12 protein-coding genes are annotated in these 13881 nt (G+C 54.2%); all 12 read right to left on the reverse strand.

Going from position 1 to position 13881, the window contains the following annotated elements; all coding sequences use genetic code 11:
* Positions 1-131 precede the first annotated feature (131 nt).
* Positions 132-983: an ABC transporter ATP-binding protein gene (locus tag Q4E11_RS09820; protein ID WP_303165456.1), complete on the reverse strand. Its 852-nt coding sequence runs from the start codon at positions 981-983 to the stop codon at positions 132-134.
* Positions 971-2107: an iron ABC transporter permease gene (locus tag Q4E11_RS09825; RefSeq protein WP_303165457.1), complete on the reverse strand. Its 1137-nt coding sequence runs from the start codon at positions 2105-2107 to the stop codon at positions 971-973. Before Q4E11_RS09825 ends, Q4E11_RS09820 begins: the two co-directional genes overlap by 13 nt.
* An 8-nt stretch (positions 2108-2115) precedes the next feature.
* Positions 2116-3318, reverse strand: a complete 1203-nt coding sequence (locus Q4E11_RS09830) for an ABC transporter substrate-binding protein (protein ID WP_303165458.1) — start codon at positions 3316-3318, stop codon at positions 2116-2118.
* A gap of 79 nt (positions 3319-3397) precedes the next feature.
* Complete coding sequence (locus Q4E11_RS09835; RefSeq protein WP_303165459.1) at positions 3398-4798, reverse strand: MATE family efflux transporter; 1401 nt, start codon at positions 4796-4798, stop codon at positions 3398-3400.
* Positions 4795-5841, reverse strand: coding sequence for a PLP-dependent cysteine synthase family protein (locus tag Q4E11_RS09840; RefSeq protein WP_303165486.1), 1047 nt, complete (start codon positions 5839-5841; stop codon positions 4795-4797). The genes Q4E11_RS09835 and Q4E11_RS09840 overlap by 4 nt, the downstream gene beginning before the upstream one ends.
* Before the next feature lie 57 nt (positions 5842-5898).
* Complete coding sequence (locus Q4E11_RS09845; protein WP_303165460.1) at positions 5899-7479, reverse strand: hypothetical protein; 1581 nt, start codon at positions 7477-7479, stop codon at positions 5899-5901.
* On the reverse strand, positions 7433-8431 hold the full coding sequence (locus Q4E11_RS09850; protein ID WP_303165461.1) for an ornithine cyclodeaminase: 999 nt from the start codon (positions 8429-8431) through the stop codon (positions 7433-7435). The genes Q4E11_RS09845 and Q4E11_RS09850 overlap by 47 nt, the downstream gene beginning before the upstream one ends.
* A 119-nt stretch (positions 8432-8550) precedes the next feature.
* On the reverse strand, positions 8551-9273 hold the full coding sequence (locus Q4E11_RS09855) for an ABC transporter ATP-binding protein (protein WP_303165462.1): 723 nt from the start codon (positions 9271-9273) through the stop codon (positions 8551-8553).
* The gene (locus Q4E11_RS09860) at positions 9270-10166 is read right to left on the reverse strand and encodes an ABC transporter ATP-binding protein (protein WP_303165463.1); all 897 of its coding nucleotides are present in this window, start codon (positions 10164-10166) and stop codon (positions 9270-9272) included. The genes Q4E11_RS09855 and Q4E11_RS09860 overlap by 4 nt, the downstream gene beginning before the upstream one ends.
* Entirely contained in the window at positions 10163-10993 is an 831-nt protein-coding gene (locus Q4E11_RS09865) for an ABC transporter permease (RefSeq protein ID WP_303165464.1), read from the reverse strand. The genes Q4E11_RS09860 and Q4E11_RS09865 overlap by 4 nt, the downstream gene beginning before the upstream one ends.
* A 61-nt stretch (positions 10994-11054) precedes the next feature.
* Positions 11055-11987, reverse strand: a complete 933-nt coding sequence (locus Q4E11_RS09870) for an ABC transporter permease (RefSeq protein ID WP_303165465.1) — start codon at positions 11985-11987, stop codon at positions 11055-11057.
* Positions 11988-12092: 105 nt separating this feature from the next.
* Positions 12093-13778 carry an ABC transporter substrate-binding protein gene (locus Q4E11_RS09875; protein WP_303165466.1) on the reverse strand — a complete coding sequence of 562 codons (1686 nt, stop codon included), beginning with the start codon at positions 13776-13778 and terminating at the stop codon, positions 12093-12095.
* Between the last annotated feature and the right edge of the window lie 103 nt (positions 13779-13881).

Raw genomic sequence — 13881 nt, forward strand, 5'->3', positions numbered from 1 at the left:
CATACCGGGACCAGCGACTATCCCCATTATCAGGGACACTCACAAGGTAACGGGCGATGGGTGGCGACTGTGATGGGGCGGATGCTGGCGACCCTCCCCGCGGAGCTCGCCGCGCCGCACTTTAGCGCTAGTTAGAGTGCCTCCGATGCTTCGACCGCTAGCCCGCCGTCACTGGTCGGGAGCACCTCACCTTGTACTTGGTAGACGTCTCGCAGCATGTCTTCGTTAATAACCTCGGCCGGAGACCCTGCATCCCTGACCTGACCATTCGTCAGAATTACCACGTGTTCGCAAAAGCGCGCCGCCTGTCCCAGGTCATGCAGTGACATCACTACCGCGCAGGGCAATTCCCGCGCGCACTTTCTTACCTGTTCGAGAAGCGTCAATTGGTTATGCAGGTCGAGTGCGCTGGTGGGCTCGTCGAGAAGCAACACTCTAGGTCGCCTGACCACCGCCTGCGCGAAACTCACCAACTGCCGTTGCCCACCGGATAGCTGCGACATCAAGCGCGAGGACAAGGCAACCAATCCAAGTTGTTCAATAGTGGCCTGCACTTCTGCCCGCACTGTGGATCCGACACGTAGTGCGGAAAAACCAGAAAACGACTGTTGCCGGGCGAGGAGGACACTCTCGTACACGGTCAATGAGCTCAGCGGCGGAGGGTCCTGTGGCAAATACAGTGATCTTTCAGCACGTACTTGCCCCGAGCAGTTTTCAAGGCCCGCCAAGCACCTCAGTAGTGTCGATTTGCCGGCGCCGTTGGGGCCAACCAACGCAGTCACGCTTCCCGTCGGAAGCGGTCCAACGTCGACATTGTGCAGGACATGATGGCCGTCGTATGAGAAAGACAATCCTCGAGCGCTAAGGGCGGGAGACTCTGGAGGGGTGTTGCTGAGGGGTTTACCGTCAGGCTTGCTGGAACTGAAGCAACGACCATAGCCAACTTCATTCCGAAAAGTGCTTCTTGCTTTTAACCAACCCATATTTTCCTCCTCTGGCCAGCGATAATCGCGACGAAAATGGGCACTCCCACAATTGCGGTGATAATGCCCACTGGAAGAATTACACCTGGTTGAATCAGCTTCGACACTGCCGATGCAGCAACCAGAAGCAGCGCCCCTGTCAGAGTCGAGGCAGTAAGAAAATACCGTTGGTCTTCGCCCACCAATAGGCGAGCAACGTGCGGACCGACCAGACCAATGAACCCAATCGTCCCAGCCATCGTAACAGCGGTTGCCGCCATGAAGGATACCACAATGAGAGTCAGCGCCCGCAACCGATCAGTGTCTACGCCAAGAGCTTTTGCGCGGTCGTCGCCCATTCGAAACGCAGTCAGCGACCATGCATTGAAGTAAAAGAAGAGCAGCCCCATCACGAATATCACCGCGAGCAAAGCAATCTGCATCCAGTTGGAACGAGTAAGGCTGCCCATCGTCCAGAACACAACCTGTTCCAACTGCGTTTCCGAGGCAAGGTACTGCATCAGCGCCAGTAGAGCGTCGAAAAAGAATACAATCGCGATACCGAGGAGAATCATCCCCTCGACACCTGGCCCACGAAATCGGGAAAAGAGCAGGATTGCAATGCAGGCCAGCATCGCGAAAACCCACGCAGTCCCAGCCATCCCAAGAGCCGCACCGATTCCTTTTGAAGCGAAGCCTGTGACCGCAGCCAGGGCAGCACCGAATCCGGCCGCCGCTGACACACCCAAGGTGTACGGCTCGGCTAAGGGGTTTCCCAGAATCGTCTGCATCTGTGAGCCCGCCGCTGCCAGCGTCGCTCCGACGAGTACTGCAGTCACGGTCATCGGAAGGCGGATGTCGAAAACGATTTGGTGGTCAATCGGCCGCGCGCCAGCCGGATGCGTCAGTGTGTACAAGACCTCACGGGCAGGCATGCTGCCGCCACCGAGCAGGAAGTCAGCAAGCGATGTCAAAGCCAGCACCACAGCTATCAGCGCGATTATCGCCCACTTCTTCCGCGCTGCGCGCTGGTACCAGTGGAATGTCGAATCCACCACCGCTCTATCAGCACAGTCTTCCTTCACCTCGCTACCGGCGACTCCGCTTTCCGACGCCGTTGCCAGAATTCCTTGTGGAGCTTGCATGTTAGAAATCACTTCAGCCCCACCCAGAAGGTGCCGGAAGCCTCAATTGGTAGAAACCTATCGTGTAGGTCACGCACCTCTCGATCGGTATCAATGTCACCGAATAAGCCTGGGTGCATGGCCTTTGCGAACATCTCAACCGCCAGGAAGTTATATGGCGAATCGTAGAAATGGTGCCATGCGACAAAAGTGCGATTGTTTTTCACCGCATCGACTTCACGCACGGCAGGCTGCTTACCAACGACATCATGAAGGGCCTTTTGCGCCCCTGGCTTCGATTCCGAGTAGCCCAGCGGTACGTAGGTTCCCTCCTTGACCGGAGTCTTACCCTGATCCCAGTCTGCGCCAGTAGCAATGATGACTTCGGGGTTCTTTCCGGCGAGGGCCTCTGGCGATACCTGCCCTTGCTTCGCGTTAATCATTTCATCACCAAGGTTTTGTCCACCGGCAAAATTCACAATCTGTGCCAAGTTAGACTTAGCGAAGGTCGAGCAGCAGTCGAAGTAACCAGGTGCGCGCCACAGGAAGGTCGGTGTCGGTGCTGGTTTCTTCTCGGCAAGGCGGTCAGCGACTTTGTTGACCTTCTTCTCGTAGTAGTTTATGAAGTCTTCCGCCTGCTTTTCACGCCCCAGCAGCTGTCCCATCATTCGGATGCTGGGCACTGTGTTTTTCATAGGATCAATGAAGTAATCGATGGTCACCGTAGGCACGCCTGCCTTTTCTAATCCATCGACGATTCCAGCATCCTTAGCCGCGTCGAAGACCCCCGCATTGATGACGAACACATCGGGGCGGGACTCCAGCGCCTGTTCCAGCGACATAGTGTTGTTGTAGATTTCACCCGTGGTCGGGATGTCCTTGATTTTGGGGAACTTCTCGGCGTAGCGGTCGTAGGTGGCCTTGTCGTTTTCCTTCAGGTCCTCCGGCCAGGCGACGATTTTGTCAGTCGGATTGTCGGGGTTCAGCAGCGCCGTGGTGTAAAGCATTTTTTGCCCACCCATCAGGATTCGCTCAACATTCTGCGGGACTTTGACCTCGCGGCCTAGAGCATCGGTAACAGTACGTTTTTCACTGCCAGCGGATGCGTCTCCATTTCCGCCTGAACACGCGGTCAATAACGCGAGGGCTAGGGCAAATAGTGCAGCCAATATAACTCGCACCGGAGTCTTCTGCTCCTGCAGGGTAGCAGCGAGAGTAGAATTGTTTTTCATCTCGATTCTTTCCGAAGCGAAGTAGACCAGCGTCGTCTTCGCTCCTGTTTCACGGGATTCTTAGAATTGGGTATTCGGATTAGGAGTTAACTTGGTGAAGTTCAAGGTGGCGTCGGAAAGCGCGGTAGAGCAGACAGGCTGTTGTTGAAAACCCGAGGATAAGCCCTGTCCACACGCCGTAACCCTCCCATCTCATTCCGAGGCCAAGAATCAGGAGAGCTGGAACACCGACGCCCCAGTAACCCCACAGCGTCGCGTTGAGACCAGACTTCGTATCGCGCAGTCCGCGCAAGATGCCCACCAGCACGTTCTGGAATCCTTTAGCGAACTGCTGTAGTACGGCGAGACACAACAAGATTGTCGCTATATGGCGCGCATCGGGATTGACACCCACGCTGAAATCAGTAAGGAACAGTCCAACGACGTACTTGCCCAGCAACAACCAGAGCAAACCGACGACGGTGAGATAAATGCCCACAGCGAGGAAAACTCGTCGTGAAACCTGCTTGACTGCCTCGGCGCCATCGGCTAATGCACGGCTAACCAGTATGGATCCGCCGTGTGAGAAGCCGATACAGACTTGGTAGACGATATAAGCGAGTTGGTTAACAACGGTGTGCGCCGCCAGCATGACCGGACTGACAAGTCCCATCACGATTCCGGCGATAGTGGTAATTGCAGCTTCGGAGCCGTAGGTCAGCGACACTGGAACACCAAGCCGGACAATCTGCCGCATGCATGTCACGTCACCACGCTGCGGGACAACGGCAAAGAATGGCCACAGATGCTGATCTCTCCAGAGAAAACCGGCGAAAGAAAGGAAGGTGAAGATCTGAACGCAAGTCGTAGATAGACCAATACCCGCTAGTCCCCACACAGCTCCCCAACCGTTTTTGCTGACCGCCCATAAAAACAAAGCATTGAGCACAGCGTTGACGGCAATCGAAGCTAGCGTGACTACTAGCAGCGAGCCTGGACGACGCATTCCGACTGCAAACTGCCGCTGGACATTCAGCCAAATCATCGGGAGCAAACCGGGGGCTAGAGCCACTGTCATTGCAAAGGCGAACCAGGCGACGTGGTCATCAATCGGCATGACAAGCGCCAACGCTCCAAGGGAAACAACTACAAGACCACCGATGACCGCGGTCACTGTACCCACAGTCATGCAGCTGCGCACGACTTGCCGAATTCGTGCAGCTGCCGCTTCGTCACCAGTCTTTTCCCACTCTGACGCAGCCTCAGCTACGAGATTGCCTCCAGCAGTCACCATTCCAACACACATGGTCCGAATCTGGTTATAAAACTGCATTGCTAGGCCACCGCCGGCAATCGCAACTACCCCAAGGCTTTGCAGCATCAATACATCGGTAGTGGTGAGTGCGACCGTCGCCAGCTGCACGCCCGCGATAGGTAGCGCGAGCAAATAGACATCTCGGTAGGACACGGACGTTCGACTTGTTTGAACCGTGGCAGTCATACGGCTACCTCGACTGGTTTTACAATCGAGTGGGAATCTCCATAGGCCCGAAGTATGCGCGAGACTTGACGCTCCATTATTTCCGAGTACACGTGGTTGTTTCTCAACCATTCAGTATTAAAAATCGTGTCCAGATACTTTTCACCGGCATCGCAAACAATGACAACCATGGTTGTACCAGTGGGAAGTTCTTGCAACCGACGCAAACCTTCATAAATGGCTGCTCCTGCTGTTCCGCCGACTAATATCCCACATTCCCTCGCTAAGACTCTGGCCGTTGCAAATGCCTTCACATCATCGACCTTTACACCCCGGTCAATTAGGTCATATCGGATATTTGCGCCGACTTTGAACCCGGACGGAGCACCAGCGCCAGACTGCTTATACGGACCTGACGGCCCACCGAAGATGATGGAGCCCTCCGGTTCTACCGCTATCGATTCGGCCGCATGTCCCAGGGTCCGCAGGCGACGAGTAGTGCCGCACAGAGTTCCACCTGTGCCGATTGCTGCCACAATGACATCGATTCCGCTTGTCACCTGTTCATCGAGCTCTGCAGCCAATTGGGCGTATCCAGCTGGATTGTTTGGGTTATTGTGCTGATCCGGCCACCAGGCATTTGAGTCTTCGGAAACGATTGACTCCGCTTTCGCTCTCCTCAGGCTGGTTGACGGAACATCGGCGCACTTCTCACCGACAAAGATCAAATCCGCCCCAAGGGCTTGCATTGATCGCAATTTATTTTTGGCCGCGTGATGATCAACAATCGCAGTAAATTTATAACCGCGTTGTGAAGCAACGAATGCAAGACCTAAACCCGTATTCCCACTGGTTGGTTCGACGATTCTCCCGCCTGGTTTGAGCTCACCAGACTCTTCTGCAGCAGTAATCATTTCCAATGCCATCCGAACCTTGACGCTTCCTGTTGGATTCAGACATTCCATCTTCAACAAAAGTCGACTTCCCGAACCAGTAGTGCACAGTTCAAGAATTGGGGTGTTGCCGATAAGATCGCAGCTTCGACCACAATATGTGCGACACATGTTTAACCTTTTCTTCTCATAAGGTTTCGTGATCATACTAATTTCTCAAGTAACTACTTAAATCAATTCTCTATAAAATGGCCTATCAATTTTGGGAAGATTCCCCACCCCTTCCCACACAAATCTTTCTGGAAGACGAATTTGATGGAAACTACTTTCATTTTTGTCCATCTGATAACCAGCGGTGTTGTGATACACCAACAAGTCACCGATACGAGGCACCCGCTCGATTTGCACCTTCCGCCAGGTGAGCATGTCATATTCCATGCAGCTGGCTCCTCCAACACACATGGCGAGTGGTCCACAGCTAGCACCGTCCACAGCATTCACATCAGTCTTAGAATTGTCTTCAGCAATAGATCCTGGACTCCCCCACAAGGTCATATCAGGAAGGAATTCGCTGCCTTTCCACTGTTCGGAAAGACTCATACTTAATCCCGCGACAGTGACGATGAAATAGTCTGCTCGACGTTTAACCCCCTGCACCGGAAATACACTTAACCCACAACCGTCTAGTACGGATCGACCAGGCTCAATTGCAAGGCGAAACTGCCCGTCCCGTAAACGTTTCGCCAGTGACACACCTGAACCTCTCCCCTCGGTAGCTTTTACACCAGAGAGAATTTCATCGAGCATTTCCGGACCATTTTTATCTTGTCCACCGTAGGGATAAACGCTTTCAGGATTACGACCCGCGTGAAAATAATCCTTTTTATCTTTCACATCCAGCACCGTCGACGAAAAGGATTCCCACTGAGCTGATGAACAATATTGGATGGAGAACCCACCACCAATGTCCAGAATTTCAGCCGTCCATCCATGTCTGCGAAGCGTCTGTAGATAATCTAACGCCGCATGAGACTGACGAATTCGTTGGCTGGCACTATAACCATTTAAGTGGAATGTCACGCCACGGCAATCAAATTTCAACTGTGATTCCTCGCGCAATTGTGCTAATATTTCATCCCACTGAGCACATGTAGCACCAAAGCGGCTTTCCGGTTGTTCATCGGGCAGCAACCGAAGTAAGACTTGAACGTTACAAATACCCAGGCAATGCGCTAACGAGTTGATCCGCAATAGTTCACTGGGAGAATCTGCTGAGATTAGAATTTGCTGGCGGAGCGCCAGCGTCAGCAATGCTTCCGATTTCTCGGCTCCAGTCAGAATTAAATCTTCCGCTCTAATACCCGCACCGAGCGCACCGGTCAACTCTTCCCCGCTGGCTACATCTACACAATGACCCGCTTCAGCGACAACGGGAAGCCAGCAATCGGATTTATTAGCCTTTCGTGCAAAATAGATATATGACTTGATTCCATGTCTCTTACACACCATTTCGAAGGCATTGAGATTATCGCGAAATACTTTCGGATTCAGAACATGAAATGCGCCCGATGCAAGTACAGCCATCCGATATAGTTCTGGCAACTTCGCCCCCTGAGCAAAAAGGAGCTCATCTTCCCAAGTTTTTCTGATTGGCGGCAGTGCAGATGCAATCGAGGGCAATGTCGAGGTTGAGTTTTGCAAGTTCATTAACGCCCCTGTTTCCCCTGCATAGAACCCTTTCCCATAATTTGCCAATTGCTTACTACGACCACAGCGGCACCTCTGTTCCCCGCCCTGCAGCGAATGCACGTACGGCAAGTTCCTGCGCGATAGGAATGTCCGTAATAATCATGCCAGTTGAAAATGCGAAGATACGTTCGTTCTCACTTGTCCTGCTCTGCGCTTTTCCTGTCAGTATTTCTGGAACCGTCGCATCTAGCGAAACTCGTTTGTCTTGAAGTAGTCGCTGTCCCACCAACTCAAATTGACCTGCACTGGTAGCGACAACTCTGTCTGCAGCTGCTACAGCACCATCAGCTACCCCTTTAGAAGCAACAGAAATGAGCACTCCACCTTCAGGAATCCATTCGGTTTGGATTGGCGGATGCCAGGCACGGCCTGAGGAAACTACCGTGATATCGCTGTCTTGAACCGCAGATTTAACAGATTCATCATCCTGTTCGACCAATTCGATTTCACGGTTTGGAAACCATTGGTGGAACACTTCCTTGCACTTTCTTAGTCCACCGGCGTGGGTTCCATGCAAGCGAAGTGTCTTAAGGCTCGGGACTGCGGTAAGTAGGTACGGAAGTGTATTCACTGCTTGAATTCCGGTCCCAAAAACCGTCGCAGTCCTCGGTTCAGGTCCAGCACATTCCCGTGCTATCAACGCTGTCGTAGCAGGAGTTCTAGAAGCGCCGACCTTTTGACAATCCATGAGGACATACGGCATCCCATTTTCGTCGTCATACAGACTGATGGTGGTGTAGTACTTGTCCGGATTATCACTTCCGTACCGGTACGACGTCTTATACCCAACAAGATCTCGGTTCGCATCAAAACCGAGCATTGAAAACGCGATTGAGTCCCGGCTTTCCACTGGCAAGTCAATCATCATCTTTGTCGGGCACTCAGACACACCCGTTTCTAGCGCAAGAAACCCATCTTCTACTGCACGGATGACTAGTGATGGCTCAAGATTTATATCTTCCATATCCGATCGAGTCAAAATCCTGAGCCGAGGGGATTTTGGATTATTCATATTACGTCCTGAAATAAGGGGATTTTATGACCATCTAAGTAGATAGCCATAAATGAGTATATGCTACCCATAACAGGTTTGGCTACCCTTATTTTAAAATTAATTAGTTTTCTCGCTATCTAAAATGGACTTACGCTGTTCGTCGCTCTCAATGTTCTATTTCCCCTTACAGCTTCAACCGCGGTCTCTCCCCCCCCCAGCTCCACAACGCCATCACACACGGCATCGAGAAGCCTGTGCTCGTGGCTAATCATCAGCACACCGCCACCGGTGCCAGCAAAGTCACGGATGACTTCGACAATCGCCGCAGAATTGGCGGCATCCAGCATTGCGGTCATTTCGTCACAAATGAGATAACGCGGGCGAGCAGCCAGAGTGCGCACGACAGCAGCGCGCTGGAGCTGCCCGTCAGAAACCTGGCTCGGAAAACGGGCCAAGAGGTCCGAGGACAGACCGGCTTTCCGGACAAGCCCGTCAATCTCCTTGCCCTTCCCACCTCGCACAGCCAAGCGAATGGTCTGCCCAAGCGTCATCCGCGGATCACAAGATCGGCGGGGCGATTGGAATACCATGCCAATTTGCCCGCGCACCAACTGCCCGGCGCGGCTACGCACTGACTCGACAGGTACCCCATCACACAAACAGCGACCGCAATCAGGAACTTCCAGACCTGCGAGGATACGGCCAAGTGTGGACTTTCCTGCGCCTGAGGCGCCTCGCAGCCCAATAATCTGCCCCGGCTCAATCCGGATGGACACATCCGTGAGAACTGTTCGTGTGGAACCATCTTTAGCTCCGAAGGCTTTAGAAATCCCCTCGGCAACCAGTGCTTTCTCGCTCATTTACGAGCCTCCTCAAGCCGACGTGCGTAGCAGTAGTCCTCATCCAGATTCGTCAGCGACGGCACTGCTCCGGGCATTGGGCGCATGCCATTTTCGGGCAGCGCCGCCAATAGATCACGCATGTATTGACTGGATGGAGCCTCGAGCACCTGCTGGGCTGGCCCAGTTTCTTCGAACCGAGATGCATACATCACTGCAATCCGGTCAGCGATAGCGCTGTCACGCAGCTCGGAAATATCGTGCGTAATCAGCATGACACCCGCGCCTGCGTCGGCGATATCACGGAGCATTCGCAGCAAGGACATGGTCAGCTCGGGATCTAGCGCCGCAGTGGGTTCATCCGCAATCACGAGGTCTGGGTCACCGGCCAACGCGAATGCAACCGCCACGCGCTGAGCCATGCCGCCGGATAACTCGTGCGGGTACATCGCGGCGACTTCGTCGTGAAGCTGCACTCTGGCGAGCAGTTCCTCGGCTCTGTGCCCACTGCCTAGCACGGCGATTGCCTCCGCCAGCTGGTATCCAACGGTCCGCACTGGGGTCAGGAATGTCGCCGCCGATTGTGGCACGAGAGCTATACGACGGCCTGCCAGCTCTTCGTCCGTTGGTGCCAATGCTGCTGTTTTTGAGCGACGAGACAAGATGTCCACGAACCGTCCATCGGGATAGTGATAATGCACGTGCCCCGATGTGATTGCCTGTGGAGGCAGGGATCCTACGACAGAGGAAGCAATGATTGACTTCCCGCAACCGGATTCTCCAATTACTGCTACGACTTCTCCCCTGCCGACGCTCAGCTCGATATCCGTCGCAGCGTGCACAATGTCGCCGCTACGCAACGGAATACGCACGGTCAGTTTTTCAATCTCCAGAAGTGTTGACTGTCCACTCATACGAGCACCTCCTGGCCAGTAATTCGGTTCTTCAAATGGTTGCCAATCGCAGCGATGCACAAAGTTGTTGCAACGAGGAAGAAGGAGGGAAACACCAAAATCCACCAATGTCCCAAGAGGAGGGCACCTTCGGCGTCGGCAAGCAGAGTGCCGAGCGACGGTTTGTGCGGTGGCAGACCTACACCGAGAAAGGACAGCGTTGATTCATGCCAAATAACGTGTGGAATCAGCAGGACGAGTCCAACCAGTGACTGCCCGAGCGCTGCCGGTACAACGTGGCGAACCAGCACGCCGACTCTGCTCATCCCAGATAAAAGCGCAGCCTCTACGAACTCGGCGTTGCGCAAATGCAGCACGGATGCGCGCACCGTTCGGGTAATAGTCACCCAGTGAGTCAGTACCAATGAGGCGATAATCGCCATGATGGAGCCACGGAACAAGCTGACAATCAGCAGTCCAAGCAGCAGGTGCGGCAAAGCGTTAGTTACGTCGGCACCGCGCATGATAATTCGATCCACGCGCCCACCAACCATGCCTGCGACAACGCCCAGCGCAACACCAACAACTGCAGAGAACACTGCCGTGACAATCGCGATGAAAAGCGAAATCCGCATGCCGGCGGCCACGCGGAGGAACACATCGTGCCCCTGGGAATCGGTACCGAAGAAGTGCTCTCGCCCAGGGGAAGCACCGGAGTTAGCGAAGTCTGTCAGCACCAAATCTGCGCCGCTAAGTAGCGGAGCGAGCAAGGCATAAAGCCCAATCACCATGAGCAATACCACCGCCACAATCACCCGTGGCGAGTAATACTTCGGGCCTTTCTTCATGGGCCTTAGCGTCGTTTTGGAGTCTAGTAATCTACCGGTTTCTGTTTTCGCAATTTTCGTCCTAAACATCTGCATCAACCCTCGGATCAAGGACTACGAAGGCGACGTCGGCAAGCAGATTTCCGAACAGAACGATTACCGTCGTCGCAATTGTAAGAATGCTCAGCAATGGAAAGCCGAGGCTCTGTGCAGACTTAACCAACGCGGTGCCCAGCCCTGGCCACGCGAAGACGGCTTCCACGAGCGTCGAGCCAACAACCAACTCCGACAACCTCGCGCCGATTAGCGCTAAGAACGGAGGCACAGCAGTAGGCAACAGATGCGAGCGAATAATTCGTCGACGTGGGATACCACGGACTTGTGCGCCAGTCACAGCACCGGAGTCCATAACTTCCACGATTGATTCACGAAGAGACAACACCAACCACGGCATCTGCGTAACCGCAAGGACAACCGCTGGCAATACCAGGTGAGCCACCGTGGAGGAAAACGTCACGGGTCGCCCTGGATACGTCAGACCGCCGGTCGGGAAAAGCTGCCAGGCCAGCGCGAATACACCTAGCCCACCAAGTGCCACCACAAAAGGAGGCGTCGCTTGAATCACTGTGGACAGTGCCAAAATTGCCCGATCAGCTACGCCGCCACGGTTTACCGCCGCCCACAGTCCGAGACCGAAGGAAAGCACAATCGCGCCACCAAGCCCGCAGGCACCCAACAGCATCGTCCATGGCAATCGCTCTGCCAGCACCTGCGTTACTGGCTGTGCATACGAGCGGGAAATGCCAAGGTCACCTACCGCCAAGCCTTGCAACCACACCAACCACGATTCCCACCATGAGCGATTGAATCCGAGCTGATTCGAGATGGACTCTCGTTGGGCATCAGTAAGATTGCCAGCCTGCCCCTTCAAATAGGCATCTAACGGATCAAAGGGACTCACCGCTGCCAGCGCGAACACGGCAGCCGTCACCGCTATAACGATGGGAACCGCCACCAGCACTCGCCTTGCGACGATTCCAGCAATCTGCCTTTTGCGACTCCGAAAGCCCGGATGTTGAGAGACACGTGGATATGTTGACCTTATCTGGGTTCTTGCCATTTACTTGTGCCAAGCTCCCAGGTTGAACCACGGGCCGAAGTTCAAGCCGTGTGCGTGTGGCTCAAGTATTCCGGTTGGGTGGCTGTACCCGCGATTACGCTCGACATAAACATGGTCAACGTAGACCAACTGAAGCATGGCCGGCTTTTCGGCGTAAAGCTTCTGCACCTTGCGGTAGAGCCCATCGCGCTTTGCCTGATCAGGCTCGATCCGAGCCTGGTCGAGCAACTTATCAATCTCCGGGTTGACGTAATCGGATCCGTTATCCCACTTCGCGCCTGCACCAGGCTCTGCGTACTTAGAGTGCAGAATCGAGTAAATCTGCCCATCGACTGAGTATGGCGTTCCACCGCCACCGAGCATAACGGGAGTCTTGGCATAGTCCTCACGATTCACAGACTTGGAGTCGCGCGCGACGGGATTGACCTCGATACCAATCTTTTTCAGGTCAGAGGCAGTAGCCAGAGTCAGGTCAGTTCGTGCGTGGTCGCGGTTCGGGAAATAGATAACGTCGAAAGTGGCACGCTGCCCGCCCTTAATCCGGATGCCATCCGGTCCTTTCTCCCATCCAGCCTCATCAAGGATTTTCTCCGCCTTCGCAGTGTCGTGCTTGATTTCTGCAGCAGGATCATAGGCATCACCGTAGAAGTCCGTGAGGAAGGTGGAGTTCGGCTTAGCGCGTCCCTTCATCACGTCCTTCGCCATCGCTTGCCTGTCAACGGCAAGATTTACAGCGTTACGAATGGCTTGATCGCCGGTGACCGGGTTACCGGTCGGAAGAGTAATGCCACGCCAGTCGGCCGAATGCGCTGATTCGACTTTGAATCCATCCTTGCCCTCGAATTCTTGAGCCAGCGCTGGCTCCATGATGGTGCCATCGCCTTCACCACCGCGGAGCTGTTGGGCACGGGAATTCTCGTCTTGATTGACGCGATATATGACCTTCTTCAATTCAGGAGCCCCACCATGATAATCATCGCGGGCGGTAAATACGGCTTCATCAGCACGAAGCGATTCGAGTTTGAAAGGCCCGGTACCCACGGGCTTAGTGTTCAACGATGATTCTTCGGCAGGCTTCAGGTTTTCAAAGTCGAAAGCCTCTGACGGTGCGATGCCGTTGAGGAGCTGGTGGTCGAACTCCGCATACGGGATATTCAGTTCAAAGACGACTTTGTTGCCATCTGCGCGAACATCGTCGAGCATTTCCCAAACCAGAGCTTCGGAGGAGGCGGAGCGCTCGTCGAGAATTGCCTTGTAGGTCGCAACAACATCTTCCGGACCGAAAGTGGAACCGTCGGAGAAGGTAATGCCGCCCCTCAACGCTACAGTCCACGTCTTGTTGCCGTTGCTGGGCTCAGCAGGTCCGGCAGCGAGGAGTGGCTCAAAGTCAACCGGCCTCTTGGAAGCATCTCCAACAGCGGGCTTGAGACGGAATAGCCCCTCGTAGACTGGCGAATCTCCCGATCGGCTGTAACCGGAGACCGGGTTGTACGCACCGGTCTCATTGTTGTCGAGGAGAACCAGGGTGCGCTCAGCGTCTGCGCCGTCTGGACCAGCCGCAGATTTGTCATCGGGGTTCGAGCAGGCCGTCAGCCCGAGACCACAGATGGCGAGAGCCGAAACTGAGACAGCGGCCGCTCGGCACAGGCGGAACTCGAGGTTTTGCCGTGAATATTTAGCAAACATAGTTTCCCCTTTAGTTAAGGATAGGCGCAAGTAATTGGAAATTGTTTTCATTATTTCCTAAGGGGGATTTAGATTTCAATGGCCTGAACATTGGTCTTTTAGT

Source organism: Corynebacterium sp. (assembly GCF_030532195.1).
In the GTDB taxonomy this organism is placed as follows: Bacteria; Actinomycetota; Actinomycetes; order Mycobacteriales; family Mycobacteriaceae; genus Corynebacterium.